The 26,882-nt window shown below is 64.6% G+C and carries 20 protein-coding genes; 9 read left to right on the forward strand and 11 right to left on the reverse strand.

Annotated features, from left to right (window positions below; translation table 11 throughout):
• From ACGLHT_RS12050 to ACGLHT_RS12060, 3 genes are read left to right on the forward strand one after another with little or no spacing between them, the layout of a single operon-like run.
• Complete coding sequence (locus tag ACGLHT_RS12050; protein WP_009686399.1) at nucleotides 1-1,074, forward strand: microcin C ABC transporter permease YejB; 1,074 nt, start codon at nucleotides 1-3, stop codon at nucleotides 1,072-1,074.
• Between the two features lies 1 nt (nucleotide 1,075).
• Nucleotides 1,076-2,095 carry an ABC transporter permease gene (locus ACGLHT_RS12055; protein ID WP_063912689.1) on the forward strand — a complete coding sequence of 340 codons (1,020 nt, stop codon included), beginning with the start codon at nucleotides 1,076-1,078 and terminating at the stop codon, nucleotides 2,093-2,095.
• 1 nt (nucleotide 2,096) lies between these two features.
• On the forward strand, nucleotides 2,097-3,707 hold the full coding sequence (locus tag ACGLHT_RS12060; RefSeq protein WP_137164445.1) for an ABC transporter ATP-binding protein: 1,611 nt from the start codon (nucleotides 2,097-2,099) through the stop codon (nucleotides 3,705-3,707).
• A gap of 374 nt (nucleotides 3,708-4,081) precedes the next feature.
• Here ACGLHT_RS12060 and ACGLHT_RS12065 read toward each other — a convergent pair whose 3' ends face one another.
• Entirely contained in the window at nucleotides 4,082-5,245 is a 1,164-nt protein-coding gene (locus ACGLHT_RS12065) for an ATP-binding protein (protein ID WP_023661223.1), read from the reverse strand.
• Between the two features lie 181 nt (nucleotides 5,246-5,426).
• Between ACGLHT_RS12065 and ACGLHT_RS12070 the strand changes: the two genes are divergently transcribed.
• The 6 genes from ACGLHT_RS12070 to ACGLHT_RS12095 all read left to right on the forward strand — a co-directional run bounded on the left by ACGLHT_RS12070 (nucleotide 5,427) and on the right by ACGLHT_RS12095 (nucleotide 14,657).
• The gene (locus tag ACGLHT_RS12070) at nucleotides 5,427-8,357 is read left to right on the forward strand and encodes an aminotransferase (protein WP_137164446.1); all 2,931 of its coding nucleotides are present in this window, start codon (nucleotides 5,427-5,429) and stop codon (nucleotides 8,355-8,357) included.
• Between the two features lie 363 nt (nucleotides 8,358-8,720).
• On the forward strand, nucleotides 8,721-9,626 hold the full coding sequence (locus tag ACGLHT_RS12075) for a LysR family transcriptional regulator (RefSeq protein WP_137164447.1): 906 nt from the start codon (nucleotides 8,721-8,723) through the stop codon (nucleotides 9,624-9,626).
• A gap of 122 nt (nucleotides 9,627-9,748) precedes the next feature.
• Complete coding sequence (locus ACGLHT_RS12080) at nucleotides 9,749-10,270, forward strand: hypothetical protein (protein WP_274120718.1); 522 nt, start codon at nucleotides 9,749-9,751, stop codon at nucleotides 10,268-10,270.
• A gap of 30 nt (nucleotides 10,271-10,300) precedes the next feature.
• Nucleotides 10,301-10,708 (forward strand): hypothetical protein, encoded by a 408-nt coding sequence (locus ACGLHT_RS12085; protein ID WP_274120717.1) that lies wholly within the window; start codon nucleotides 10,301-10,303, stop codon nucleotides 10,706-10,708.
• Nucleotides 10,705-13,905 (forward strand): T6SS effector BTH_I2691 family protein, encoded by a 3,201-nt coding sequence (locus ACGLHT_RS12090; RefSeq protein ID WP_394519360.1) that lies wholly within the window; start codon nucleotides 10,705-10,707, stop codon nucleotides 13,903-13,905. Before ACGLHT_RS12085 ends, ACGLHT_RS12090 begins: the two co-directional genes overlap by 4 nt.
• Entirely contained in the window at nucleotides 13,887-14,657 is a 771-nt protein-coding gene (locus ACGLHT_RS12095) for a DUF6708 domain-containing protein (protein WP_274120816.1), read from the forward strand. The genes ACGLHT_RS12090 and ACGLHT_RS12095 overlap by 19 nt, the downstream gene beginning before the upstream one ends.
• Before the next feature lie 296 nt (nucleotides 14,658-14,953).
• Here the strand turns inward: ACGLHT_RS12095 and ACGLHT_RS12100 are convergent, their stop codons facing one another.
• The 10 genes from ACGLHT_RS12100 to ACGLHT_RS12145 form a co-directional block, all read right to left on the reverse strand.
• Nucleotides 14,954-15,649, reverse strand: coding sequence for a response regulator (locus ACGLHT_RS12100; RefSeq protein WP_013973414.1), 696 nt, complete (start codon nucleotides 15,647-15,649; stop codon nucleotides 14,954-14,956).
• Entirely contained in the window at nucleotides 15,646-18,300 is a 2,655-nt protein-coding gene (locus ACGLHT_RS12105) for a sensor histidine kinase KdpD (protein WP_274120815.1), read from the reverse strand. Before ACGLHT_RS12105 ends, ACGLHT_RS12100 begins: the two co-directional genes overlap by 4 nt.
• Nucleotides 18,301-18,456: 156 nt before the next feature.
• The gene (gene kdpC, locus ACGLHT_RS12110) at nucleotides 18,457-19,008 is read right to left on the reverse strand and encodes a potassium-transporting ATPase subunit KdpC (RefSeq protein WP_274120814.1); all 552 of its coding nucleotides are present in this window, start codon (nucleotides 19,006-19,008) and stop codon (nucleotides 18,457-18,459) included.
• Nucleotides 19,009-19,018: 10 nt separating this feature from the next.
• Nucleotides 19,019-21,073 carry a potassium-transporting ATPase subunit KdpB gene (kdpB, locus tag ACGLHT_RS12115; RefSeq protein ID WP_085705168.1) on the reverse strand — a complete coding sequence of 685 codons (2,055 nt, stop codon included), beginning with the start codon at nucleotides 21,071-21,073 and terminating at the stop codon, nucleotides 19,019-19,021.
• A gap of 9 nt (nucleotides 21,074-21,082) precedes the next feature.
• Nucleotides 21,083-22,777, reverse strand: a complete 1,695-nt coding sequence (kdpA, locus tag ACGLHT_RS12120) for a potassium-transporting ATPase subunit KdpA (protein ID WP_274120813.1) — start codon at nucleotides 22,775-22,777, stop codon at nucleotides 21,083-21,085.
• A 9-nt stretch (nucleotides 22,778-22,786) separates the two neighbouring features.
• Nucleotides 22,787-22,876, reverse strand: coding sequence for a K(+)-transporting ATPase subunit F (kdpF, locus tag ACGLHT_RS12125; RefSeq protein WP_003251485.1), 90 nt, complete (start codon nucleotides 22,874-22,876; stop codon nucleotides 22,787-22,789).
• 239 nt (nucleotides 22,877-23,115) lie between these two features.
• The gene (locus ACGLHT_RS12130; protein ID WP_274078355.1) at nucleotides 23,116-24,168 is read right to left on the reverse strand and encodes an AI-2E family transporter; all 1,053 of its coding nucleotides are present in this window, start codon (nucleotides 24,166-24,168) and stop codon (nucleotides 23,116-23,118) included.
• Nucleotides 24,169-24,180: 12 nt separating this feature from the next.
• The gene (locus tag ACGLHT_RS12135) at nucleotides 24,181-24,975 is read right to left on the reverse strand and encodes a DUF4892 domain-containing protein (protein WP_137164454.1); all 795 of its coding nucleotides are present in this window, start codon (nucleotides 24,973-24,975) and stop codon (nucleotides 24,181-24,183) included.
• Between the two features lie 109 nt (nucleotides 24,976-25,084).
• Entirely contained in the window at nucleotides 25,085-25,939 is an 855-nt protein-coding gene (locus ACGLHT_RS12140) for an alpha/beta hydrolase (RefSeq protein ID WP_137164455.1), read from the reverse strand.
• Complete coding sequence (locus ACGLHT_RS12145; protein WP_039613084.1) at nucleotides 25,936-26,724, reverse strand: alpha/beta fold hydrolase; 789 nt, start codon at nucleotides 26,722-26,724, stop codon at nucleotides 25,936-25,938. The genes ACGLHT_RS12140 and ACGLHT_RS12145 overlap by 4 nt, the downstream gene beginning before the upstream one ends.
• Nucleotides 26,725-26,882: the final 158 nt, after the last annotated feature.

The following is a 26,882-nucleotide window of genomic DNA, read 5'->3' on the forward strand; positions in this document are numbered from 1 at the left end:
ATGCTGGCCTACATCCTGCGCCGCCTGCTGCTGATCATCCCGACCCTGTTCGGCATCCTGATCATCAACTTCATCATCGTCCAGGCCGCCCCCGGCGGCCCGGTCGAGCAGATGATCGCCAAGCTCGAAGGTTTCGAAGGCGCCACCAGCCGCATTGCCGGTGGCGGTGCCGAAGTGTCCGTGGCCGGCTCCAACTACCGGGGCGCCCAGGGCCTGGACCCGGCACTGATCGCCGAGATCGAACGCATGTACGGCTTCGACAAGTCGCCGCCCGAGCGCCTGTGGATCATGATCAAGAACTACGCCCGGCTGGACTTCGGCGACAGCTTCTTCCGCGATGCCAAAGTCATCGACCTGATCATCGAGAAGATGCCGGTGTCGATTTCGCTGGGGCTGTGGAGCACGCTGATCATGTACCTGGTGTCGATCCCGCTGGGCATTGCCAAGGCCGTGCGCCACGGCAGCCATTTCGACGTGTGGACCAGTTCGGCGATCATCGTCGGCTACGCCATCCCGGCGTTCCTGTTCGCCATCCTGCTGATCGTGCTGTTCGCCGGCGGCAGCTACTTCGACTGGTTCCCACTGCGCGGCCTTACCTCCAACAACTTCGACGAGCTGAGCACCACCGGCAAGGTGCTGGACTACTTCTGGCACCTGGTGCTGCCGATCACCGCGCTGGTCATCGGCAACTTCGCCACCATGACCTTGCTGACCAAGAACAGCTTCCTCGACGAGATCAACAAGCAATACGTGGTCACCGCCAAGGCCAAGGGCCTGAGCCGGCCACGGGTGCTGTACGGCCATGTGTTCCGCAACGCCATGCTGCTGGTGATTGCCGGTTTCCCTTCGGCGTTCATCGGCATCTTCTTCACCGGTTCCTTGCTGATCGAGGTGATCTTCAGCCTCGACGGCCTCGGCCTGATGAGTTTCGAGGCAGCCATCAACCGCGACTACCCGGTGGTCTTCGGCACCCTGTTCATCTTCACCCTGCTGGGGCTGGTGGTGAAACTGATCGGCGACCTGACCTACACCCTGGTCGATCCACGCATCGACTTCGCCAGCCGGGAGCACTGACATGGCCTTGTCCCCCCTCAACCGCCGGCGCTTCGAGCGCTTCAAGGCCAACCGCCGTGGCTGGTGGTCGCTGTGGCTGTTCCTGATCCTGTTCGGCCTGAGCCTGGGCGCCGAGCTGATCGCCAACGACAAGCCGATTGCCGTGCGCTACGACGGCGCATGGTACTTCCCGGCGTTCAAGCGCTACCCGGAAACCACCTTTGGCGGCGAATTCCCGCTGGAAGCCAACTACAAGAGCCCGTACATCCGCGAACTGCTAGAGAAGAAAGACAGCTTCGTGCTGTGGGCACCGATCCCGTTCAGCTACCAGAGCATCAACTACGACCTGCGCGTACCCGCCCCGGCCCCACCGTCGGCGGACAACTGGCTGGGTACCGACGACCAGGGCCGCGATGTGCTGGCACGGGTGATCTACGGCTTCCGCATTTCCGTGCTGTTCGCCCTGACCCTGACCCTGCTCAGTTCCATCGTCGGTGTGATCGCCGGCGCCTTGCAGGGCTTCTATGGCGGCTGGGTCGACCTGGCCGGGCAACGCTTCCTGGAAGTCTGGTCGGGCTTGCCGGTGCTGTACCTGCTGATCATCCTCGCCAGCTTCGTGCAGCCCAACTTCTGGTGGTTGCTGGGCATCATGCTGCTGTTCTCGTGGATGAGCCTGGTGGACGTGGTGCGCGCCGAGTTCCTGCGCGGGCGCAACCTGGAATACGTGCGCGCTGCTCGCGCGTTGGGGATGCGCAACGGCGCGATCATGTACCGGCACATCCTGCCGAACGCCATGATCTCGACCATGACCTTCATGCCGTTCATTCTCACCGGCGCCATCGGCACCCTCACCGCCCTGGACTTCCTCGGCTTCGGCTTGCCGCCGGGCGCACCATCGCTGGGCGAACTGGTGGCCCAGGGCAAGTCCAACCTGCAGGCCCCATGGCTGGGCATCAGCGCCTTCGCCGTGCTGGCGCTGATGCTGAGCCTGCTGGTGTTCATCGGCGAATCCGCCCGCGATGCCTTCGACCCGAGGAAGTGACATGAGTGAACAGAACCTGATCGAAGTGCGCGACCTGGCGGTGGAGTTCGTCACCGGTGACCAGGCCCACCGCGTTGTGAACGGCATCAGCTTCGACATCCGCAAGGGTGAGACGCTGGCACTGGTGGGCGAGAGTGGCTCGGGCAAATCGGTTACCGCGCACTCGCTCCTGCGCCTGCTGCCCTACCCCCTGGCCCACCACCCCAGCGGCAGCATCCGCTACGAGGGCAAGGACCTGCTGCAGCAGAACGAGAAGACCATGCAGCGCATTCGCGGCAACCGCATTGCAATGATCTTCCAGGAGCCGATGACCTCGCTGAACCCGTTGCACTGCATCGAGAAGCAGATCAACGAAATCCTCCTGCTGCACAAGGGCCTGACCGGCAAGGAAGCAACCGCGCGCACCCTGGAACTGCTGGAGATGGTCGGCATTCCCGAGCCACGCAAGCGCCTGAAGGCCCTGCCCCATGAGCTGTCGGGCGGGCAGCGCCAGCGGGTGATGATCGCCATGGCCCTGGCCAACGAGCCGGAACTGCTGATTGCGGACGAGCCGACCACGGCGCTGGACGTGACCGTGCAGTTGAAGATTCTCGAACTGCTCAAGGAACTGCAGGCGCGTCTGGGCATGGCCCTGCTGCTGATCAGCCATGACCTGAACCTGGTGCGGCGCATCGCCCACCGTGTGTGCGTGATGCAGCACGGGCAGATTGTCGAGCAGGCCGAATGCGCCAGGTTGTTCAGCGCCCCGCAGCACCACTACACGCAGATGCTGATCAATGCCGAGCCCAGCGGGCTGCCGGCGCACAACCCGGTGGGCGCGCCATTGCTGGAGGTGGATGACCTCAAGGTGTGGTTCCCGATCAAGAAGGGGCTGCTGCGGCGCACGGTCGACCATGTGAAGGCGGTTGACGGGGTCAACTTCAGCTTGCCGCAAGGGCAGACGCTGGGGATTGTCGGCGAGTCCGGGTCGGGCAAGTCGACTTTGGGTTTGGCGATCTTGCGGCTGATCTCCAGCCAGGGCGGCATTCGCTTTCATGGGCAGGACCTGGAAGGGCTGAACCAGAAGGCCGTGCGCCCGTTGCGCCGGGAAATGCAGGTGGTGTTCCAGGACCCGTTCGGCAGCCTGAGCCCGCGCATGTGCGTGGAGGACATTGTCGGCGAAGGGTTGCGCATCCACCGCATCGGCACGGCGCAGGAACAGGAAGCGGCGATTATTGCGGCCCTGGAGGAAGTGGGGCTGGACCCACGCACGCGGCATCGCTATCCGCATGAGTTTTCCGGTGGGCAGCGCCAGCGCATTGCCATTGCCCGGGCGTTGGTATTGAAGCCGGCGCTGATCCTGCTGGATGAACCTACGTCGGCGCTGGACCGCACGGTGCAGCGGCAAGTGGTGGAATTGCTGCGCAATCTGCAGCAGAAATACAACCTGACCTACCTGTTCATCAGCCATGACCTGGCGGTGGTCAAGGCGTTGAGCCACCAGTTGATGGTGATCAAGCATGGGCATGTGGTGGAACAAGGGGATGCACAGGCGATCTTCCATGCGCCGCAGCATCCATATACCCGGCAGTTGCTGGAGGCGGCGTTCTTGGAAGTGGATGCGGCTAGTTAACTTTTAGGGGCTGCTGCGCAGCCCATCGCCGGCAAGCCAGCTCCCACCCCGACCGCGCCGGCTTCAAGCCATGCGCTATCCCTGGACTGCCACCGAAAAGTTGGACAGTTTTAGCCAGGGCCGGCCCTTTCGCGGGCACGCCCGCTCCCACAGGGCCACCACAGGCTTCAAGACTTGCGCAGTACCTGTGGGAGCGGGCGTGCCCGCGAAGAGGCCGGTCCAGGTAGTCGAGAATTTTCAGGGGATTCAAAATGACCACGGAATACACCCAATTCACTGTCGAGAAGCCGATGATGATCTGGGCTGCCCACTACCTGAGTGCGATAGCCAAGGCGCTGATGGATCCGACGCCAGCAGGCCTAGGCTGATGCAGCTCAGAGCCGGCCCAACAACTCCTGCCGCTCGCGCCAGATCTCCTGTACAAAGGGGTCGGTCACCCCATACAGCCCATGCCCCCGACGCATGATCAGGTTAGCGGCCAGCAGTTCGTTGGCAACCGGCTGTATCTCTTCGACACGCACTTCACGCCCCACAGACTTCGAATACTCGGCCGCCGCTTCGTTGGAGAACACCCCACGCGCATCGCCTTCGACCGATGCGATCCGGGCAAAAATCGCCTCAGCCAGGACGCCCAGCTCCTCTACTTTCATCAGTTCCAGGTCAGCAGCCGCCGACCGCAGCGTTGATGCGATTACCGGCAGCACCTCATCCGGCCCCATCCCGGACGCAGGTGAGTGAACCAACTGCCGAAGTGCACGAATGAACTCCTCGGGCCTGCTGCCCAGCGTTTTGAATGCCTGTGCCGCGACATCCAGCGACGGCAAGTTGCCCAGGCCATCTTTTGCGAGCCGCTTGAGCCAGAATTCGACATAGTCCCTGTCCAGCACCGGATACGGCACGTTTGTGGCACCGGCAAAAGCCTGGTTACGCCGCGCGGTCAACTCGTTGACCATCGCCCGGTGAGAGCCGGTACCGATGAACAGGAAGTGCCCCGGCGTGTTCGGGCGCGGATTGATGGCATCGCGCGCAGCCTTGAGCGCCAGCATCATCTGCTGGCCGTCCTCGGTTGTGATTGCCTGCTGCACCTCGTCGACGACCAGCACAACGTCAGTCCTGGCCTGGTCCACAACCTCGGTCAGCGCTTCCGCAAGTGTGACACCGCCCTCTGTGCCCAAGGTTTCCAGGTTAAAGCCAAACTTCAGCCCAGCCACTTCGACCTCCGCGCCACGCAGGGCCTTGAGTTTCTGCAAGAAAGCCGAGGTAGGTTTCTGAAGATCAGCAAGGGCTTTACGCACTGCGGCGAGGACCAGCACGACCGGGCTGGTCTGGGTATCACTCCAGAGGTCGACATAGATCACCAATGCACCCATTTCCTCCAGGGCAGGGATCAAGTCGTTCTTTAAAAAGGTGGTTTTGCCAGTCCTGCGCAGCCCGGAGAAAAACAGCCCTGATCTCAAGCCGATATCCAGGGCGGACGGTTTCAACAGCTGCCTGGCCATGTCGGCAGCCAGTTCACGGCGCGGGAAGATGTCGATCATGGCTTTATCCGAAATTATTGAATACCAATAATTATTGGCAGAGAATAATTTAATGTAAAGGCGTACAGGCAGGTCGGTTCGAAAGCCATCATCAAATTTTCTGACAACAATCGTCTTCCATCATCAGCCAGATCGGGCATAAATTCTCCACCGTCAACCCCAGCAGCAACGGTAGAGCCCCATGTCCAGCCCACAACACCAGCCCGCCTCCCCTGCCCTGACCACGCTGATCCAGCGCTCCGGCCTGCCCAGCCCTGCACTCGGCGAAGCCCAGGCACATGCCGTGCTGCAAACGCACTACGGCATTGCCGGCAACCTGACGGCACTGGGTAGCCAACAGGACCTGAACTTCCGTGTAGACGCACCACAAGGCCGTTTCGTGCTCAAGGCCTGCCACGGCAGCTACGCCCAGGTGGAGCTCGAGGCCCAGCACGCGGCCCTGGCCTACCTGCGCGAACAGGGCTTGCCTGTGCCCGCCGTGCGCCCGGCCAACGATGGCCAGATGCTGCTGGCGCTGGAAATAGATGGGCAACCGCTGCGCATGCGCCTGCTCGACTACATCGACGGCCAGCCACTGACCCGCCTCAAGCACATGGAACCACGCCTGATGGCCGAACTCGGCGGGCTCTGCGCGCGGCTGGACAAGGCCTTGGCCACTTTCGACCACCCGGGCCTGGCGCGCACCCTGCAATGGGACCCGCAACATGCCCAGGCACTGATCCAGCACCTGCTGCCCGTGCTGGGCAACGCCGAGCAACGCGCCCGCATCGAGCAGGCCACCCAGCTGGCCGCCGAGCACCTGGCGCCGCTGGTCGACCAGCTGCCAAGCCAGGCCGTGCACCTGGACATCACCGACGACAACGCCGTCTGGGCCCGCGATGGCGAGCGCCAGTGGCAGCTGCAAGGGGTGATCGATTTCGGTGACCTGTTGCGCACCTGGCGCATCGCCGACCTGTCGGTGACCTGCGCGGCGCTGCTGCACCATGCCGAGGGCGACCCGCTGCGCATCCTGCCGGCCGTGCGTGCCTACCAGGCGCTCAACCCTCTGAGCGAAGCCGAACTGCGGGCCCTGTGGCCACTGGTGCTCAACCGCGCCGCCGTGCTGGTGCTGAGCAGCGAGCAACAGCTCGCCGTCGACCCCGGCAACCAGTACACCCGCGACAACATCGCCCATGAATGGGAAATCTTCGACACTGCCACCGCCGTACCCTTCGCATTGATGGAAGCGGCCATCCTGCAGGCTGCGGAGCTGCACCCAGCCACGCCGGACCTGAGCGGCTGCGTACCCCTGCTCCCGGAACTGGATGGGCAGGTTGTGACGCGCATCGACCTGGGCGTGCTCAGCGAGCATTGCGAGGCGGGCAACTGGGAGCAACCAGGCTTCGACCAGCACCTGCTGACCACGCAACCGGCCCCGGCCTGCAGTCTGCATGGGCAATATCGCCTGTCGCAAACCCATATCGACCGCCCCGAAGAGCCCGCCACCTGTGCCCTGGGCGTCGAGCTGCATGTACCCAACGGCAGCCTGGTGCAAGCGCCAGATGCCGGCACCTGGCAGCGCCATGGCGACGGCCGTGGCTGTCTGCGCAGCGCGCACTGGGCGTTGTGGCTGCAAGGCCTGGAAGACGCGCCTGCAGATGGCCAGGCCGTGGAAAAAGGCCAGCCGCTGGGCAGCAGTTGTGGCTTCCTCAGCGTGCAGCTGTGCCTGGATAGCGGCCTCCAGCCGCCGTTCTTCGCCACCCCATCCCAGGCGGCCGCCTGGCTGGCCCTGTGCCCGTCACCAGCTGCGTTGCTGGGCTTCGACTGCAATGCCGAGCCGCTGCCCGACCCACAGGCCCTGTTGGCCCGCCGCGATGCCAGCTTTGCCCGCTCGCAGAAGCACTACTACGCGCAACCGCCTCACATCGAACGCGGCTGGCGCAACTACCTGATCGACATGCAGGGCCGCTCGTACCTGGACATGCTCAACAACGTCGCAGTGCTGGGCCACGGCCACCCACGCATGGTCGCCGAGTCGGCACGGCAGTGGTCGCTGCTGAATACCAACTCGCGCTTCCACTACGCGGCCATCACCGAGTTCTCCGAACGCCTGCTGGAGTTGGCACCCGAAGGCTTCGACCGGGTGTTCATGGTCAACAGCGGCACCGAAGCCAACGACCTCGCGATTCGCCTGGCCTGGGCCTACAGCGGCGGGCGCGACCTGCTCAGCGTGCTGGAGGCCTACCACGGCTGGTCGGTGGCCACCGATGCCATTTCCACTTCCATCGCCGACAACCCGCAGGCCCTGGAAACCCGCCCGGACTGGGTGCACCCGGTCGAGGCGCCGAACACCTTCCGCGGCCGCTTCCGTGGCGCCGACAGCGCCACCGACTACCTGCGCGACGTCGACGCCAAGCTGGCCGACCTCGACGCCCGTGGCCGCCAGTTGGCGGGCATCATCTGCGAGCCGGTGTACGGCAATGCCGGTGGTATTTCGTTGCCGGCCGGTTACCTGCGCGAAGCCTATGCCAAGGTCCGCGCCCGGGGCGGCGTGTGCATCGCCGACGAAGTGCAGGTCGGCTATGGCCGCCTGGGCGAGTACTTCTGGGGCTTCGAGGAACAGGGCGTGGTGCCCGACATCATCACCATGGCCAAGGGCATGGGCAACGGCCAGCCACTGGGCGTAGTCATCACCCGCCGCGAGATCGCCGAAGCGCTGGAGGCCGAGGGCTACTTCTTCTCCTCGGCCGGCGGCAGCCCGGTCAGTTGCCGCATCGGCATGGCGGTGCTGGATGTGATGCAGGAAGAAGGCCTGTGGGACAACGCCCGCGACACCGGGCGCTATTTCAAGGCGCGCCTGCAGGCACTGGTGGACAAGCATCCGCTGGCTGGCGCGGCACATGGTTCGGGCTTCTACCTGGGGCTGGAACTGGTGCGCGACCGCGCAACGCTGGAACCGGCAACCGAGGAAACCATGGCCCTGTGCAACCGCCTGCGTGACCTGGGCATCTTCATGCAGCCGACCGGTGATTACCTGAACATCCTCAAGATCAAGCCGCCGATGTGCACCACCCGGGCGAGCGTGGACTACTTTGTCGACAGCATTGATCGGGTGCTGGGTGAAGGGCTGTAGGTGCTTGGCTTTGGTTTTTCAGCGCCTGTGAGATCGAGCGCCGCCCGCGCGGCGCTTCGCAGCACAAGGCTGCTCCTACATTTGTTTCGGGCCAATAAATCCTGAGGCGAGGGCGCGCGGCCCCTTGGTGTCCACCTCGATATCGTGTCGGGCAAACAAGGCGGTCGCGTGCACTGGTACAAGCATTACTGGCCCGAAACAAATGTAGGAGCAGCCTTGTGCTGCGAAGCGCCGCGCGGGCGGCGCTCGATCTCACAGGCGCTGACAATCCCCCGCCGAACCGCTCGGCACCCTGGTGCATTCTCAAACAAAAGCCCCATAATTTTCTTCCACAACGCTTCCTCGTCATCAGGTTTACTGACAATGGCCTTTACCAGCGACTCCCTGGCAATCTTCCTCGCGGTGCTGGAGGCAGGCTCATTCTCTGCCGCCGCGCGCAAGCTGGGGCGTGTGCCTTCGGCCGTGAGCATGGCCATCGCCCAACTGGAGGCGGAGCTGGACCTGGTGCTGTTCGACCGGGCCACGCGCAAAGCCTTGCCCACCAGCGCCGCCCTGGCCCTGGAACCCCAGGCCAGGCAGGTAATCTGCCAGCTCAACCTGCTCGACGCCCAGGCCCTGCAACTGCACAAGGGCCTGGAAAAGCGCCTGACCATCGCCATGGCCCCCGAACTGCAGACCGGCCGCTGGAGCCAGCCGCTGGGAACCCTCGCCCAGGAATTTCCCAGCCTGGAAATCGAAGTGCGCTCAGCCACCCAGGCAGAAGCCATCCGCCTGCTGCATGACGGCAGCGTGCAACTGGCACTGGTCTTCGAACGGCCTGGCATCGACGAGCGCGAGTCATTCCTGGAGGCCGGCAGCCAATTGCTGGTGGCTGTCGCCTCCCCCCGCCATCCAGCCGGGCAGAACAACGGCATGCCGTTGCCGGAAGAGGCGTTCGCCGAACAGCGGCAAATCATCGTGGCTTCGGGCAAGGCCACCGGGTCGGACCCGCGCATGGTGCTGTCCCGGCGCATCTGGCTGACCGACAGCTACCTGGCCACGCTGGACCTGGTGCAATCGGGGCTCGGTTGGGCCTACCTGCCGCAGCCGTTGGTCGAGCCATTGATTGCTTCGGGCGCGCTGGCGGAGGTGCGCTTCGACAACATGGCCAGCCGGTTGCGCTTGTGGGTGGACATCATCTGGGTCAAGTCGCGCCCGTTGGGCCTGGGCGCCCGGCGTTACCTTGACGTGATGCGCCAATGCTTTGAAACAGAATCCCCGAGGTCCTGAGCGATACGACTGCCTCGTCCGAAAGCGAAAAATCCTACAACTGGTTAGGAAGCCAATAACTACCTGCGGCATTGATTCCCCGTTAGGTTTCTGCTCGCCATCAAGAAGAAAAGGAACTTCTCATGTCGAGCCAGTCCGCGCAGGGCTACGTGCAGTCGGTCGAGCACTTCGCCAACCAGCAGCGCCAACCAGAAGAGACCCTCTACCTTTTACTGGACCCATTCGCCGGCTGCCCGCCTGAGCACCCGCTGGCCATCGCTGCTCTCAGCGAAGCGCTGGGTAGTGATGCCGTAACGCGCGTCGACTGCAGCGGGCTGGTGCAGGATCCTGAGTGCTGGCCAGCTCTGGTGCGGCTCGCCAAACCCGGCGATGCGCCCACAGCCCTTGCCCCATTAAGCGCGACCTGCGCCGCTCGTGAATCGGCAGCTACCTGGCACTACGTGTGTGGCTGGCTGACCAGCGATCAACCCGTCGACCTCATCGCCCAGCACATCAGCCAGCAGTGTCAGGTGCTGCACCAACCAGAACCGCACGGTATCACCGCCTGGTTCGAACCCGTGCGGCTGGCGCTGCTGCGCGCAACCCTGAAAAACGCAGGCGAAGTCCTCGGGCCCATTCGCAGCTGGCTACATCCCGATGGTTGAGGCAGTTGCGAGGTATTCGAGCGCGAACCCATGGCTGGCGAACTGGCCGTCTCCGAGGCCGTAAGGGCGACCCAGCACGTCGCACCACAGATCATTCAACTGCTCGGCGCCTGGCATCGCCTGAGTGCCGTGCAGCATCCCCATGGACTATGGCACTTCGCAGGTTCCTCAGGCTTGCCGGAAAACGCCCCCACCCATGCCATGAACCTGATCCTCAAGGCGTTCAAGCAGGGCCTGCGCGACCGCGCCGATATCCAGTGCATGAGCCTGCACATGCTCATGATCCACCCACTGCTCCTTCAGCACCCGACCATCCAGCACGAGGTAGAAAAGGCAGCGGCCGGCGAGCAGCGCCTGGCGGACCGCTTCGCCAGCTACGACGACTGCACCTGGTCGCACATCGTCGCCGGCCTGCCGAAGGCAAGGAGTTACTCATGAGCATCAGCAAAGCCATCCACATCGCCATGCAGGAAGAGATCCCCAACACCTACGGCACCTGTAATGCCTGCGAACGCTCCGGCCTGCCAATTCTGCTGCTGCGCGAGGCCTACGCCCCGCGCCCGGATACAGGGCGCCCCTATCGCCTGGCAGACGATAGCGAAATCATCTTCCACCCGATGCACACCGACCAGTTGCGCCTCCTGCGACAGGGTTATGTCTACGTATTGCTCGACCAGGAAATCTGGCAGGCCTACGAGGTAGCGGCGGAAGGTACCTTGCAGCGCTTTCCGGTATCGCAGATGCCCTTCGGGCCACCTAGGTCGTTACCCAAGGTATGCGCCACCGAAGGCCACGATGTGATCGCCTCGTTCATCAACATCGATACCCTGCTCTACCGCAAGGCCTGGATCGCCTTCGCCAACGACCCCTGGCCCCGTGCGGTGCTCGACCGCTATCGGCAAGGCATCGCCGACAGTGACCCGGGCGCCCTCGCCCGCTTCGTCGAAGTGGACCTGAACACCGCACGCAACGACCCTGCCAGCCTCGGCATCGCCATGACCGACAGCTTCCGCTTCGGCCTGGAACAGGTGCTGGAGTTCTCTACCTTTTCTTCTGCCAGGTTTACCAGCGCTCATGGCTTTTACAGCCGCCTGGGCCGCTGGCATGAAACCCGCACGCATGTGCGCAATGTCATCCAGCAGGAACAACTGCCCAATGGCCTGCTGGCGCTGACGCTGCCCGACCCGGTCGGCATGGTCATGGAGCTCAACGCGCAACGCACTGGCTGGGTGCAAGCCCTGCAGGAATGGCGGGCGCAGCCGCAGCGGCACTTCGAATACTTCACTTCGCAAGCACTACTGGGCATCCGCGAATTGCACGCTGCCATGGCGGCCGTGCAGGGTGCCGAGGACGCGCAGCGGGAAGCCCGGCAGGTCGAGCAATGGAACGACAGCCCGATCGCGGCCAAGGCATATCTGCCACCGGTGGACATCGACGCGCAGGCCGAACGCAACACCGCGCGCAAGCAGCAGGACGCCCGCGAGCGGCTGGAAGAGCGTTACGACGAACGCGCCCGCGCGGCGTTCCAGGCCGATTACGACCGCGAACTGAAAAACTGGCAGTCGATGATCGACCAGGTTGGCGATCTGTATGCGCGGCACTATGCCAAGCGGGCGTTTCAGCAGATCGGCTACTACGACTATGACGCGACCTCCCCTGTTTCGGTGGAGTACTTCATCCAGATGATGGCCGCCTGCCTGGCCGGCGGGCCCACTGAAACCCTGCCGCAGGAGGGTCAGCCGCTCGGGATCACCCAGCATATCTGGCAGCAGCTGCTGGAAGACGACCGCAGCCTGCTTTACCAGGCACTGCTGGCCAAGAACCAGAAGCTGATGCAGCAGGTGGCCAGCGCGCTGTCCGGGGACGACTTCGGCAAGGTGTACGACATCATCAAGGGCATCGCCGGTACCGCCGACGGCCAGCTGTTGATGATCAAGCCGATACAGGATGCCGTTGGCCAGTTGCTGGCCGCAACCAACAGCGCAGGGAATGCGCTCAGCCAGCACCTGAGTGAACGGACCAAGACCCTGATCGGCCATGTGCATCGCTCGGCGTTTGCCCTGTTTGCGGGGCAGCAGGTAACGCCGCTGCGGGTGTCGCTGACAGTGGGCGAATACATCAGCCTGCTCAATGAAGCCCTGGAGGCGCGGACCGATGCGTTTCTGCAGCAGGTAGACAAGCAGTTCCGTGACCCACTGGGCCGCAAGGTGCGGGCCATGGTGCTGAGTGGCGCGATCAATATTGCGGCAGCGGGTAACCGTAGCCAGATGATCGAAGTGATGCTCTGGACGCTCGAAAGCGCCGAGAGCCTGCAGGCGCGGTTGGTGCAGTTGCGCGAGGGTGCAGCCGGCGGCGTCGGGGCGCTGGTACGCAATGTCGTGATTGGTGCGGGTACGCTGCGTGCGCAGGTTACGGGTGGTTTGAAGATCAGCTCTACGGCCGCGCAAAGCGTGGCAAGCGATGCGATGCGCAGCCTGCGGGATGCTGCAGCGAGTAGCGGAAGCGTCGGGCTGCTATTTGCCTTGGGCAGCATGTGGTTCCATCAGGACAGCCTGGGCAAGAACTATCGAGCGTTGCAAGAGACGCATCAGGACAACCCGGAGGCGCTTGCGGCGATCTGGTCTTCCTCCCTGGGTTTGTTGGGGGCGAGTGTGGAGGCGGCAGGACTGGCTGTTGCAGTCATACGCCCGAAGATACCGTGGCCCGGAACAGTGACGACAACGTCTTTGGGAACCGGTATTGCTCGATACGGCGCCGGCATTGCGGGAATAGCTGGAATGATGGATGGGGCACAGTACCTGTTCGCCAGCCTGCGTACTCATAAGCGCGGAGATTTAACGTCCGCAGATGGATACAGGACTGCGGGCATAATGGCTGGCGCTTCCGCCATTGCAGGTGTACTTGGAGCTTTCGGCCCCGCCACATTATTTGGCCCAATCGGTATAGCTATCATTCTAGGACTGGCCGCCTATGCAATAGCTTCCGAGGCAAAGCAAAACGAATCCTCTCCAACAGAGCTTTGGGCTCGTCAAAGCAGATGGGGATTATCTGAAGACAACCGTCTCTGGACCGAAGCGAAGCATCTTGACACTGCAATTGGTGCTTTGAATGCGGCAGCAATTGGCGTTCAAGCCGAGATTTCCATAAGAACCCAACTCACCAATCATACGAACATGCAGACTTCCGAACCAAAAGGGATGATCATCGGCAACGAACCTGCAATACCCGCAGAATACACACTTAATTATTACTTCCTCTTGCCTAAATACGCCGAGGGTACATCTCGCCATGAGTGGCATTTAAGCATTCATCGTACTGGCGCTCAAAGAGAAATCATTACCGTATCGGGTGACAGTACTCCGACTAACCAATTGCAGATCAGCCTACCAAAGGGGAAAGGAATATTCGGCCACATTGACAACCCACAGCCTTTGGTGCGTTTCAACAACAAGAACAGTACGTTGACCATACAGGGAGCTCTGCCTTTACTGATAGATCATCACATCAACGCCATTGAACTTAGCCTGCGTTACTGGCCAGACAAGCAGGACGAACTTGGGCATGCCCATGTAACAATAACAGAAAACTACATGCACAGCTTGGAGCCCCTGACAAAATGGCCCGACCCATATTAAATCCTGCCTGCCCGGGCTGGAAGGAAGACCTCCCCGACCCTTACACAGTCAACTCAACAGAAAAATATATGGGCAATCAAATACCTAACCATCAGTGCATGACTTACTTAGAGATTCCGCGACAAAGTGTATCCTCACGAGGGGTGATTTCAGCCTTTGCCTTCCTCTTGTGCATATTTTTCGCCTTTAGCCTTTACATGATGACACTTACGCTCGATCCCCGAAATTTTAAATCGCTGCTGCTCTCAATATCTGAAGTCTTCCTGGTTAGCTGGCTGGTTACTATAGGCCTTCGCATGGATATTTCTCCACCTCGCGACGAACCCATCAGGTTCAACCGTGCGCGCCAGAAAATCTACGCCTACAACTTCAAACGCCAATGGTGGAACCCCTTCGACAAAGGCAAGGTCGTGCCGGTCAGTTACGACTGGTCCCAAGTCCGCGCCGAGCGCTGGTCACAAACCGGCGCCCTGCCAAACGGTGGGGTCATTTTCAAATGGGGTGTCATGCTGTCCATCGTCGCGCCGGGCACGAACAATGTCATCGACCGTTTTCACCTGAGTACGATGGGTGCCGACCAGCATGCCTGGGCCTACATCTGCACCTACATGCAGGAAGGCCCCTCAGCCCTGCCACCACCCGGCCCACCCAAGGATCACAACGATGTGCTCTGGTGTGAGTTCGCCCTGCGCCTGGCACCCAGAGTAGAGTGGCCAGCGGAAATGGATCTGGAGTCGAGAACCGCCTCCTGAGCTTGCTGTCTTGCGCTGCTTGCTCTGGCCCCATCGCCGGCATGCCAGCTCTCATAGAACTGCACATGACTCATTGAATTAGCAGGGACTCTGTGGGAGCGGCTTCAGCCGCGAACACCGGCGCAGCCGGTGCCATGCACCGCGTTGGATTCTTCGCGGCTAAAGCCGCTCCCACAGGGTACGCGGGCCGCTTGCGAATTCAGTTTTCTACGCGACAACGCAGCCCAAAGGGCTGGGCAATCTCTCTTGGACTGCACATGACTCATTGAATTAGCAGGGACCCTGTGGGAGCGGGGTTACATGGTCGGCGCCACCAACCTGTATCCCACCCCTGGCTCGGTGATGATGAACCGCGGCGCCGTGGGGTCATCGCCCAGCTTCTGCCGCAGATGCCCGACCACGATCCGCAGGTAATGGGTGTCATCCACATGGGTAGGCCCCCAGATATCCTTGAGCAGTTGCTGCTGGGTAATCACCCGCCCCGGGTGCCCGGCCAGTTGCGCCAGCAGCGCATACTCCTTGCGGGTCAGCGCCACTTCCACGCCATCCAGGGTCACCCGGCGAAAGGCAAAGTCCACCATCAGCGGCCCAAAACTGGCCGCCACTTCCGAGCCACCGGCCTGCGGCACCTGGCGCAGCAAGGCGCGCACCCGCGCCAGAAACTCCTGGATGCCGAACGGCTTGGTCACATAGTCGTTGGCGCCGCCATCCAGCGCATCGACCTTCTGCACTTCGCTGGCGCGCACCGACAACACCAGCACCGGCACCGCGCTCCATTCGCGCAGGTCACGCAGCACCTGCTGGCCGTCCATGTCCGGAAGGCCCAGGTCAAGCACCACCAGGTCCGGCTTGCCCAAGGCCGCCTGGGCCAGCCCTTCCGCGCCGGTGGCGGCCTCGAGCACCTTGTAGCCTTGCGAGGCCAGGCTTATGCGCAGGAACTTGCGGATCTGCGGTTCATCGTCGATGACCAGAAGGGTGGCGGACTGACTCATGGGGTTTCGCTTTCGGTTTCAGGTTGAGGGGGCAGCGGCAAGCATAAAGTGATGCTGGTGCCCTGGCCATCGATGCCTTCGCCCACCAGGATATGGCCGCCATGGGCGCCGATCATGCCCTGGCAGATCGCCAGGCCCAGGCCGGTGCCCTGCCCGCCGCGGTCACCGCGAGCGGCGGTGTAGAACATGTCGAAGATCTTCTCGCGATCATCCACGGGAATGCCGGGGCCCTGGTCGCTGACGGCAAAGCACAACAGGGCATCCTGCACCGACACCTGCAGCTCCAGCCGGCCATTGGCTGGCGAGAAGCGCGCGGCATTTTCCAGCACGTTGACCAGCGCCTGCTCGATCAACGCCGCATGCACGAACAGCAACGGCAGCTCGGCCGGCACATCGGTGTGTACCCGCAGCGGCGCCAGCACCGCGCGCAGGCGGTTGAGCGCGCTGCCGACGATGTCGGCCGGGGCCACCCAATCGCGGGCCAGCTTGAGGCCGCCGTGGCCCAGGCGGGTCATGTCGAGCAGGTTCTGGATGTAGCGGTCGAGGCGTTCGGCCTCGTTGCGGGTGCCCTCCAGCAGTTCGCGGCGGTCGGCGGTGGGGATCGCCTCGCCCAGCGCCAGCAGGCTGTCGATGCTGCCGCGCATGGCGGTCAGCGGGGTGCGCAAGTCATGGGAAACGGACGCGAGCAAGGCGCTGCGCAGTTGCTCGGTTTCACCATGCAGGCGCGCGGCCTCCAGCTGTTCGGCCAGGCGCGCGCGGGTCAGGGCCTGGGCCAGTGGCTGACCAAGGGCAGTGAGCAGGCGCCGGCGCGGGTCGCTGAGCGGCTGGCCGGAACGTGGGCGCACCCCGAGCAATGCCAGGGGCTGTTCATCCACCGCCAGCGGCCACCACCACCAGCGGCCATTGGGCAGGGTGTCGCTGCCATGACCGGCGGCCTGGCCGTGCTGCCAGGCCCATTCTGCGGCGGCGCGTTCGTTATCGCTGAAGGCATGGGCTTCGCCGCTGGCCACCTGTAAATGGCCTTCGACATTGCGCTCCAGCAGGCACACCTGCATGTCCTGCCAGCCATCCAGGTGCTGGCCGGCGGCGTTGAACACCGCCTGGCGGTCGGTGGCCACGGTCAGCCGGCGCGACAGGTCGAGCAACTGGCTGGTCTGCGCCTGGGTCTCGCGCAGCGCCTGCAACTGGCGGCGCTGACGGGCAGCCAGGTTGCCGGTGAGTGCAGCCATCAACAGGAAGAACACCAGGGTCAGCACGTCTTCTTCGCGCTGGATCCTGAACGACAGGTTGGGCGGGATGAACAGGAAGTCGTAGGTCAGGAACGACAGCACCGCGCAGGCCAGCGCAGGCCCCAGGCTGCTGCGCACCGCCACCAGCAACACCGCGGCCAAAAACACCAGCGAGATGTTGGGCAGGGCCAGCACACTCGACACCGCCCAGGCCAGGCCCGCGGCCATGACCGTTGCCAGCAGCGCCAGCAGGTAATGGCGCCAGACCCACACCCGCCGCACCGCCGAACGCGGCGCTTGCGGCTGCGCGTCGCGGTCCAGCACGTTGATTTCCAGGCCGTGGCTTTCGCGCAGCAGCCGCGCGGCCACACCGGCACCGAACAGGCGCCGGCGCAGGCGGTCGCGGGACTGCCCGACCAGCACCAGGCTGGCCCGCCGTTCGGCGGCATGCTGGATCAGCGTGCGCACCACTTCGCCGGCACGCAGCAGTACCACCTCCCCGCCCAGGCGTTCGGCCAGTTGCTGGGCAGCTTGCAGGCGCTGGCGCGCGGTTTCGTCGCGCAGGCGGCCGTTGTCCACGTGCACCAGGCTCCAGGGCAGGTGACGGCGTTGCGCCACGCGGCTGGCATGGCGCACCAAACGTTCCGCCTGGTCGTCGCCATCCACGCCCACCAGCAAGCGCCCACGCAAGGCCGGGGCTTCCTGGCCGCGTTGGCGATAACCGTGGGCCAGGTCGGCATCCACCTGGGCAGCGGCGGTCTGCATGGCCAGTTCGCGCAGGGCGGTAAGGTTGGTTTGCGAGAAGAACGCATCGATGGCGGCCCGCGCCTGCTCGGGCACGTACACCTTGCCTTCGCGCAAGCGTTCGAGCAGCTCCCGGGGTGGCAGGTCGATCAGCACCAGCTCGAAGGCTTCCTGCAGTACCCAGTCCGGCAGGGTTTCGCGCACTTGCACGCCGGTAATGTCGCGGACCTTGTCGTTGAGGCTTTCCAGGTGCTGGACGTTGACCGTGGTGTACACATCGATGCCGGCGGCCAGCAGTTCCTGTACGTCCTGCCAGCGTTTGGCGTGGCGGCTGCCGGGCGCATTGGTGTGGGCCAGTTCGTCGACCAGCACCAGGGCCGGCGCGGTCTTGAGCAGGCCGTCCAGGTCCATTTCCTCGAGGGTGACGCCGCGGTACTGGCTGCGCAGCAGGGGTTGCTGCTGAAGGCCTGCGAGCAATACCTCGGTTTCTGCACGGCCATGGGTTTCGACCACACCGGCCAGCACTTGCACGCCCTGGCGTTGCTGGGCGTGGGCGGCCTGGAGCATGGCGAAGGTCTTGCCGACGCCGGGGGCGGCGCCAAGGAACACCTTCAACCGCCCCCGGCCGCTTCGCGGGAGGGTAGCCAACAGCGCGTCTGCGCGGGCGGAGTCACTCATCTTTCATCCTTTGCTATTTCCAGCAAGCAGCAAATCCAGGGACCAACACCGTACCTGTGGGAGCGGGTTCACCCGCGAATGCAGTAGTAGCGCCACCGACGCATTCGCGGGTGAACCCGCTCCCACAGGGTCCCTGCTAGCCCCTCAAGTCATCTATCAATGGCTGAGGTTTTCCAAGGCCTGGTTCAAGGCCAGCACATTGACCACCGGCGGGCCGATCAATGGGTGGAGGGTGGCCTCTTCCAGCAAGCCTTGCAAGCGCTCCACCGGCAACTGCCGTGCCGCCGCCAGCCGCGGGATCTGGTAGGCCACGGCCTCCGGTGGCAGGTGCGGGTCGAGGCCGCTGCCCGAGGTGGTGAGCAGCGCCTGGGGCACCGGCCCCTGCTGCGCCTGGTACAACGCAGCCGCATCGCCCTTGACCCGCTCGGCCAGCGCCGGGTTGCTCGGCGACAGGTTGCTGGCGCTGCTGGCCACGGTGGCGTAGGCGCCTGCCGATGGCCGCGCGTGGAACCAGCCATCGCCCTGGAAGTCCTGGGCAATCAGCGCCGAACCGCGCACCTGGCCCCGGTCATCGCGCACCAGGCTGCCATTGGCCTGGCTGGGGAAAAACACCTGGGCAATACCGGTCACCGCCAGCGGATACAGCGCGCCGGTCACCAGGGTCATCAACAGGGCCAGGCTCAATGCCGGGCGTACATAAGCATTCATGGTGGCCTCCTCAGACCAGGTGCAGGGCATTGAGCAGCAGGTCGATCAGCTTGATCCCGGCAAACGGCACGACAATGCCGCCCAGCCCATAGATCAGCAGGTTGCGCCGCAGCAGGTGCGCCGCACTGGCCGCCTGCACCCGCACGCCGCGCAGCGCCAGCGGGATCAGCACGATGATGATCAGCGCGTTGAACACGATGGCCGACAGAATCGCACTCTGCGGGCTGGCCAGGTGCATCAGGTTGAGCACGCCCAGTTGCGGGTAGATGGCGGCGAACAGCGCCGGCAGGATGGCGAAGTACTTGGCCACATCGTTGGCGATGGAGAAGGTGGTCAACGCGCCGCGGGTCACCAGCAGCTCCTTGCCGACCTGCACCACATCCAGCAACTTGGTCGGGTCGCTGTCCAGGTCGACCATGTTGGCCGCCTCGCGCGCGGCCTGGGTGCCGTCGTTCATGGCCATGCCCACGTCTGCCTGGGCCAGTGCCGGGGCGTCGTTGGCGCCGTCGCCGCACATGGCCACCAGGCGGCCGTCGTTCTGCTCCTGGCGGATGCGCGCCAGCTTCTTCTCTGGCGTGGCCTCGGCCAGCACGTCATCCACGCCGGCCTCGGCAGCGATGGCAGCAGCGGTCAGCGGGTTGTCGCCGGTCACCATCACCGTGCGGATGCCCAGCTTGCGCAGCTCGGCAAAGCGCTCGCGGATGCCGGGCTTGACCACGTCCTTGAGGTGGATCACGCCGAGCAGGCGCTTGTCGATGCACACCAGCAACGGTGTGCCGCCGCTCTGGGCAATGCGCTCCACTTCACGGGCCAGCGCCAGGGGCATTTCCAGGCGTTGCATGCCAACGAATGCCAGCACGGCGTCGACGGCGCCCTTGCGGTAGCGGTGCTGCTGCAAGTCGATACCCGACAGGCGCGTCTCGGCGCTGAACGCCACCGCCTCGAACTGCCCGGCGGCCGGTTCGACGAAGTCATGCAACTGGCGCAGGTACTCGACGATCGACTTGCCCTCGGCGGTGTCGTCCGCCAGCGAGGCCAGCAAGGCGCCCTCCCCCAGCTCGCGGGCGGTGATGCCCGGTGCCGCGTGCAGCGCACTGCAGCGGCGGTTGCCGAAGGTAATGGTGCCAGTCTTGTCGAGCATCAGCGTATGCACGTCACCGGCCGCCTCCACCGCCCGGCCCGAGCGGGCGATGACGTTCAGCCGCACCAGCCGGTCCATGCCGGCAATGCCGATGGCCGACAGCAGGCCGCCAATGGTGGTGGGGATCAGCGTTACCAGCAATGCGGCGAGAAAGATCAGCGGCAGGCTGCCACCGACAAAGTGGGCGAACGGCTGCAGGGTCACCACCACGATCAGGAAGATCAGGGTCAGGCCGATCAGCAGGATGTCGAGGGCGATCTCGTTCGGGGTCTTCTGCCGCTTGGCGCCTTCGACCAGGGCAATCATGCGGTCGAGGGTCGATTCGCCCGGGTTGCTGGTGATGCGGATCAACAACCAGTCGGAGACCAGCCGGGTATTGCCGGTCACCGCCGAGCGGTCGCCGCCGGACTCGCGGATCACCGGCGCGGACTCGCCGGTAATGGCGGCCTCGTTGACCGCAGCGATACCTTCGAGCACCTCGCCGTCACCGGGGATCATTTCGCCGGCCACCACGCGCACCACATCGTCCTTGCGCAGCGCGCTGGCCGCGACGGTCTCGTAGCTGCCATCGCGCTTGCGACGCTGGGCGGTCAGGCCCTGGCTACCGGCCTTGAGGCTGTCGGCGCGGGCCTTGCCACGGCCTTCGGCAAGGGCCTCGGCGAAGTTGGCGAACAGCACGGTGAACCACAGCCACAGGGCGATCTGCACGGCAACGCCGGTGCTCACGCCACTGCCGGGGGCGAAGCACAAGACGGTGGTCAGCACAGCGGTCAGGGCGACTACCAGCATCACCGGCGAGCGCTTGAGCTGGCGCGGGTCGAGCTTGACGAATGCCTGCACCAGCGCCGGGCGCCACAACGCGGCGAAGCGGGTCTGGTCCTTGGCACTGTGCCGAGCTTGTACTTCAGGAATGGGCATGTTCATGGTCGGTCCTCAAAAACCCAGGCTCAAGTGTTCGGCGATCGGCCCAAGGGCCAGGGTCGGCAGGAAGGTCAGGCCACCGACCAGCAGGATGGTGACCAGCAGCAGGCCGGTGAACAGCGGGCCATGGGTGGGGAAGCTGTTCAGCCCCTGGGGCGCGCTTTTCTTCGCCGCCAGGCAGCCGGCCAGCGCCAGCACCGGCAGGATGTAGCCGAAGCGGCCGACAAGCATGGCCAGGCCGATCATCAGGTTGTGGAACACCGTGTTGGCACCGAAGCCGGCAAAGGCCGAGCCGTTGTTGGCCGTGCCCGAGGTGTAGGCATACAGCAGCTGGCTGAAGCCATGCGCGCCCGGGTTGCTGACCGCACCCGCCGGGCCTGGCAGGCTGGCGGCGATGGCGCCGAGCACCAGCACGCCGACCGGCATCACCAGCAGGGTCGCCACCAGCAACTGCACCTCGCGGGCCTGCAGCTTCTTGCCCAGGTATTCCGGGGTGCGGCCGATCATCAGCCCGGCCAGGAACACCGCGATCAGCACGAACAGCAGCATGCCGTACAGCCCTGCACCAACGCCGCCAAAGATCACCTCACCGACCATCATGTTGACCATCGCCACCATGCCGGTCAGCGGGTTGAGGCTGTCGTGCATGGCATTGACCGAACCGTTGGAGGCAGAGGTGGTAGTCACTGTCCACAGCACCGAACCGGTGGTGCCGAAGCGGCTTTCCTTGCCCTCCATGGGGGCGCTTTGCTGTACCTGCGCGCCCTCGAGGGCCGGGTTGGGCTGGTACTCGGACCACAACGCCGTGCTGCCCCCGATCAGGAACAAGGCAAGCATGCAGGCGAGGATGGCGCGGCTCTGGCGCAGGTCCTTCACGTAGTGGCCAAAGGTGAACACCAGCGCCACCGGAATGAGGATGATCGAAGCCACCTCGAACAGGTTGCTCCAGGCCGTGGGGTTTTCGAACGGGTGCGCCGAGTTGACCCCGAAGAAGCCACCGCCATTGGTGCCCAGCTGCTTGATGGCGATCTGGCTGGCGGCCGGGCCCAGCGGGATGGTCTGCTCGGTGCCTTGCAGGGTGACCGCGTGGGCGTAGTCGGCCAAGGTTTGCGGTACGCCCTGCCATACCAGCAGCAACGCCAGCAGCAGGCACAGCGGCAGCAGGCCGTAGAGGGTGGCGCGGGTCATGTCGACCCAGAAGTTGCCCAGCGTCGTGGCGCTGCGCCGGGCGATGCCGCGGCACAGGGCGACCAGCACGGCCAGGCCGGTGGCGGCGCTGACGAAGTTCTGCACGGTCAGGCCGAGCATCTGGCTCAGGTAGCTGACCGACGCCTCACCACTGTAGGCCTGCCAGTTGGTGTTGGTGACGAAGCTGACCGCGGTGTTGAACGCCAGCGACCATTCCTGGCCTGGCAGATGCTGCGGGTTGAATGGCAGGTAGCCCTGCAACAGCAGCACGGCGAACAACAGCAGGAACCCGGCCAGGTTGAAGGCCAGCAGGGCCAGGGTGTACTGCTGCCAGTTCTGTTCCTGGCTGGCGCGCACGCCTGCCAGCCGGTAGCAGGCTTGCTCGACCGGGCCCAGCAGGGGCGACAGCCAGGTGCGCTGGCCTTCCATGACCTTGAAGTAGAACCGCCCGAGCCAGGGTGCCGGCAGCAGCACGATGGCGAAAAATGCCAACAGCAAGGCGAAGTCGTAACTGTGCATGGCCGCTCCCTAGCTGCGATCGGCGCGCAGCAGCGCCACCAGCAGATAAAACGCCAATGCCACTGCCAGCAGCAGTGACAGCCCGTCGAGCATGTTCATGTGTGGTTCTCCCCGTTGTGCGGCTTGGGCCGCTTTGGGGAAATTGTCCGAGCGAGGGGCGTAAAGGGGCGAGATTGGGGGGTGGGGATGGGAATAAAGAAGGTGTAAAGATCGGGGGTTGAGGTTGCCTGAACCGGCCTCTTCGCGGGTAAACCCGCTCCCACAGGGGCCGCACTACTCTCCCGGGCTGCGGAGATCCTTGTGGGAGCGGGTTCACCCGCGAAGAGGCCAGTACAGGTTTACTGCTGAGGCGGCTGCGGGACGGCGTTGCGGCTCCAGTCCAGCAGCAGGCTGTAGCCGACCGCCAGCAAGGTCGGCCCGATGAACAGGCCAATGAAGCCAAAGGCGATCAAACCGCCGAATACCCCCAGCAGCACGATCACCAGCGGCAGGTTGCCGCCACGGCTGATCAGGTACGGTTTGAGCACGTTGTCCACGCCACTGATGATGAAGGTACCCCAAACCCCGAGGAACACCGCCATGCCGTATTCGCCCTTCCATACCAGCCAGCCCGTGGCCGGGATCCAGGCCAGTGGCGGGCCCATGGGGATCAGGCTGAGCATGAAGGTCACCAGCCCCAGCACGATGGCCCCGGGCACACCGGCAATCAGGAAGCCGATCAACGCCAGCACGCCCTGCGCGGCGGCCGTACCGATCACCCCGTTGACCACCCGCTGCACCGTACCGGCCACCAGCTCCAGGTAGTACTCGGCACGGTCGCCCATCAGGCGGTGCAGCAAGCGCAGGACGAACGCCGCCAAGCGCGGGCCGTCGCGATAGAAGAAGAACACGAATACCAGGCTGAGGGTCAGCTCCAGCACGCCGCTGCCGATCTGCGCGCTGCGCGCCAGCAACCAGTTGCCCACCTGCCCCAGGTGCGGCTTGACCGAGGCCAGCAAGGCCGCGCCCTGCTGGTCCAGCGATTGCCACCAGCTGACCAGGCGCTCGCCAACCAACGGGATGCCACCCAGCCACGCCGGAGCATCGGGCAGGCCGTCCACCTGCACGTCACGCACGAACGCCGTCGCATCGCGAATGTGGTCGGCCAGGTTGAACCCCAGCCACACCAGCGGCAGCGCCACGATCAGGATCCAGGCAGTGGTCAGCAGGCTGGCCGCCAGGGTTTCGCGCCCGCCCAGCGCACGCGTCAGCAAGCGCATCAACGGCCAGCTGGCAAAGGCCAGGATGGCCCCCCACAACAGCGCTGAAATGAAAGGTGCCATTACCCACAGGCCGGCACCCAGCAGCGCCAGCAGCAGAATCTGGACCAGCAAGCGGTCATTGTTAGCCATGGTGGTGCCCGTTCAACGGATCAGTTCAAGGTGCAGGCCGTCGGTAGGCGCGCTACCGACTTCGAGGCGGCCATTGCGCACCCCCGCCTTGACCAAGGCCTCGCGCCAGGCTTCAGCCTGGGCGCCACTGAGGCTGGCACGCAGGGTGCTGTCGAGGTTCAGGCTGCGGGCCAACAGGTTCGCCCAGGCGTCTTGCGGTGCGGCCAGGTCAGGGTAGTCGAGCTTGCCGGTGTCGCGCATTTCGCGCAGCACCGTGGCGGCGGTCGGCAGCAGTTCGCCCAGCGGGCTGCCGGCGACGAACTCTTCCACGTGCAGGTAGGCGCGGCGGTTGCCGCGGGTGACGCTGTACAGCGCGACCAGGGTATCGGCCTGCTCCGCCGAGCGGCGCAGCAGGATGAACGCCTGCTGCTCGTCGCCGCCGTTGAGGCGGGCATTGGCGAACACATCATTGGCCCACAGGCTGGCCTCGCCGCAATCGCGGCCCTGGCACCAGAACAGCGGGTAGCCGCCGTCGCGCTGCAGTGCTTCGCGAGCGCTGGTGAAGGCTTCGCGGGCGGTACGCTCGACCGGCAGTTCGTAGGTTACCGAGCTGACCTGGCCACGGCTTTCGACCTTGTCCTCGACCCGCAGGCGGCCGCTGATCTTGCGCAGCGGGCCCATGGGGTAGACACGCTCCTGCTCCACGGCCGGGCGCTGGTCGACCACCTTGGCGTCCACCGGTACCGGCAGGCTGCCGGCCCACAAAACGGGGCTGGCGAACACCAGGCAGGCAGCGATGGCATTACGGATGGCAACAGGCGCGCTCATTGGCGAGCCAGGCGGCGCTCAGCGCCGAGGTGAAGCTCCAGGATGTCTGGCAGTTGCATGGTTGTCTCCCTGTTCAACCCGCCAAGCCTCGACACTTGTCCGGTGCAAGTCAAGCAAAGCCAAAGAAGCGATTGAAACAGTCTGCGACAAGGGCCGCGCCCTGCTCATCGTTCAGGTGCAGGTGATGGCCACCGGGCAGCATCACCTGCTCGAAGGGTAGCTGCTCCAGCAACCCTGTGTGGCGCGCCAGCATGCCGTCGGCAGCCACCACAAGGCGCGCCGGGCAACTCACCCGGTGCACGTAGGCCATGGCCTGGGCCTCGCTCAGGCGCACTGGCGAAGGCAGGGTCAGGCGGCTGTCGCTGCGCCAGCTGTAACCGCCGGGCACCGGCATCAGGCCACGCTGGGCCAGCAGCTCGGCTGCCTCGCGGCTGACCGCGACCATGCCTTTCATGCGCGCCTGCACGCCCTGCTCCAGTGTGGTGTACACCGACTTGCGCTTGCCATCCAGGCGCAACTGGGCCTGCAGTGCCATGCCCAACCGCTCGCCGGCGTCCTGCTCGGCGCCGGTCGGCGGGATGACGCCGTCAATCAGGGCCAGATGGCTGACCCGCTCCGGCAGCGCGCCAGCCAGTTGCACGGAAATGATTGCCCCCAGCGAATGGCCCAGCAGGGCGAAACGTTGCCAACCCAGCTGCTCGGCCACCCGCAGCACGTCATGGGCGTAGTCGGCCAGGGCATAGCCGGCGCCGAGCGGCCGGTGCTCGGAGTAACCATGCCCGGCCAGGTCCAGGGCGACGATGCGCAGGCCTTTCAGCTGCGGCGCCAGGCGGGCGAAGCTGTTGGCGTTGTCCAGCCAGCCATGCAGGGCGATTACCGGCAGCCCGTCCTCGGGGCCGAACAGGTGCGCCGCCAGTTCGATATGGCCCAGGCTCAGGCGGATTTCCTCGACCTGCGCGCTCATGCCTGGCTCCAGCGGTCGAACAGGCCCTTGATCAGGCTGGCGGTGTCGGTTGGTCGCTCCAGCGGGAACATGTGCCCACCCGGCACGCTGTGGTATTCGCCCCTGGGCATGCCGCGCACAGCCAGTGTGTGGTGGCGGCGAATGACGTTGCTGCGCTCGCCGCGGACCATGGCCAGCGGCACCTGCAATTGCCGCGCGGGCGCAGGGCTGGTATGCGGGATGCTGCGGTAGATGCTGATTTCCGTGGCCGGGTCGAAGCGCAACTGCAGCCCCTGCTCCATCGCCTGCAGGCCGTGCTCTATGTAGGCATCGAGGCATTCGGGATCGAAATGGCGGAACAGTGACTTGCCGGCGAAATAGTCCCGGGCACTGTCGCGGTCATTGAAGGTTTCGCGGCGCCCCAGGGTGCGGCCAGCCGGGGTGATACGGTCAATGAAGCCGAAGCGCTTGGCGGTGCGCAGCAGCCACTGGTCGGCGCGGGTGAGCACCGGCGAGTCGAGCATCACCACGCCGCGGTAGTACTCGGGGCAGCGCAAGGCTGCGTGCAGGTGCAACACCCCGCCCAGCGAATGGCCGACGCCCCATACCGGCTGGCCCTGCCGGGCCAGGTGGTGCAGCAGTTCATCGACCAGGCTCTGCCAGTTGTCGTCCACCGGAAAGCGCGGATCGTGCCCGTGCTGGGCCAGGTGCTGCACCTGGTAGTCCGGTGCCAGGGCGGCGAACAGCTTGCCGTAGGTGGCCGAGGGGAAACCGTTGGCATGGGCGAAGAAGATCTGCTGCGACATGGCGCCGGGTCCGGATGGGGGATGATGGCCCATTGTCGGTATCGCGGGGCAGTTCGGCAACGTCCGGAAAGGTCATCGGCGAGGGCTATCAGGTCAGGCTTGCGGGCGCCGGCACCGCCTTCAAGCCATGCATAGGGCCTGTAGGAGCAGCCTTGCGC

Source organism: Pseudomonas sp. PsB, assembly GCF_043658375.1.
Taxonomy (GTDB): Bacteria; Pseudomonadota; Gammaproteobacteria; order Pseudomonadales; family Pseudomonadaceae; genus Aquipseudomonas; species Aquipseudomonas putida_Z.

Bases quoted from the DNA above. Each gene is read 5' to 3' on its own strand.
- kdpB (WP_085705168.1), bottom strand. From the start codon at position 21,073: ATGAACATGCCCATTCCTGAAGTACAAGCTCGGCACAGTGCCAAGGAC.
- ACGLHT_RS12100 (WP_013973414.1), bottom strand. From the start codon at position 15,649: ATGAGTCAGTCCGCCACCCTTCTGGTCATCGACGATGAACCGCAGATC.
- ACGLHT_RS12075 (WP_137164447.1), top strand. From the start codon at position 8,721: ATGGCCTTTACCAGCGACTCCCTGGCAATCTTCCTCGCGGTGCTGGAG.
- ACGLHT_RS12055 (WP_063912689.1), top strand. From the start codon at position 1,076: ATGGCCTTGTCCCCCCTCAACCGCCGGCGCTTCGAGCGCTTCAAGGCC.
- ACGLHT_RS12060 (WP_137164445.1), top strand. From the start codon at position 2,097: ATGAGTGAACAGAACCTGATCGAAGTGCGCGACCTGGCGGTGGAGTTC.
- kdpA (WP_274120813.1), bottom strand. From the start codon at position 22,777: ATGCACAGTTACGACTTCGCCTTGCTGTTGGCATTTTTCGCCATCGTG.
- ACGLHT_RS12135 (WP_137164454.1), bottom strand. From the start codon at position 24,975: ATGAGCGCGCCTGTTGCCATCCGTAATGCCATCGCTGCCTGCCTGGTG.
- ACGLHT_RS12065 (WP_023661223.1), bottom strand. From the start codon at position 5,245: ATGATCGACATCTTCCCGCGCCGTGAACTGGCTGCCGACATGGCCAGG.
- ACGLHT_RS12140 (WP_137164455.1), bottom strand. From the start codon at position 25,939: ATGAGCGCGCAGGTCGAGGAAATCCGCCTGAGCCTGGGCCATATCGAA.
- ACGLHT_RS12050 (WP_009686399.1), top strand. From the start codon at position 1: ATGCTGGCCTACATCCTGCGCCGCCTGCTGCTGATCATCCCGACCCTG.
- ACGLHT_RS12090 (WP_394519360.1), top strand. From the start codon at position 10,705: ATGAGCATCAGCAAAGCCATCCACATCGCCATGCAGGAAGAGATCCCC.
- ACGLHT_RS12080 (WP_274120718.1), top strand. From the start codon at position 9,749: ATGTCGAGCCAGTCCGCGCAGGGCTACGTGCAGTCGGTCGAGCACTTC.
- ACGLHT_RS12085 (WP_274120717.1), top strand. From the start codon at position 10,301: ATGGCTGGCGAACTGGCCGTCTCCGAGGCCGTAAGGGCGACCCAGCAC.
- kdpC (WP_274120814.1), bottom strand. From the start codon at position 19,008: ATGAATGCTTATGTACGCCCGGCATTGAGCCTGGCCCTGTTGATGACC.
- ACGLHT_RS12130 (WP_274078355.1), bottom strand. From the start codon at position 24,168: ATGGCTAACAATGACCGCTTGCTGGTCCAGATTCTGCTGCTGGCGCTG.
- ACGLHT_RS12070 (WP_137164446.1), top strand. From the start codon at position 5,427: ATGTCCAGCCCACAACACCAGCCCGCCTCCCCTGCCCTGACCACGCTG.
- kdpF (WP_003251485.1), bottom strand. From the start codon at position 22,876: ATGAACATGCTCGACGGGCTGTCACTGCTGCTGGCAGTGGCATTGGCG.
- ACGLHT_RS12105 (WP_274120815.1), bottom strand. From the start codon at position 18,300: ATGAGTGACTCCGCCCGCGCAGACGCGCTGTTGGCTACCCTCCCGCGA.
- ACGLHT_RS12145 (WP_039613084.1), bottom strand. From the start codon at position 26,724: ATGTCGCAGCAGATCTTCTTCGCCCATGCCAACGGTTTCCCCTCGGCC.
- ACGLHT_RS12095 (WP_274120816.1), top strand. From the start codon at position 13,887: ATGGCCCGACCCATATTAAATCCTGCCTGCCCGGGCTGGAAGGAAGAC.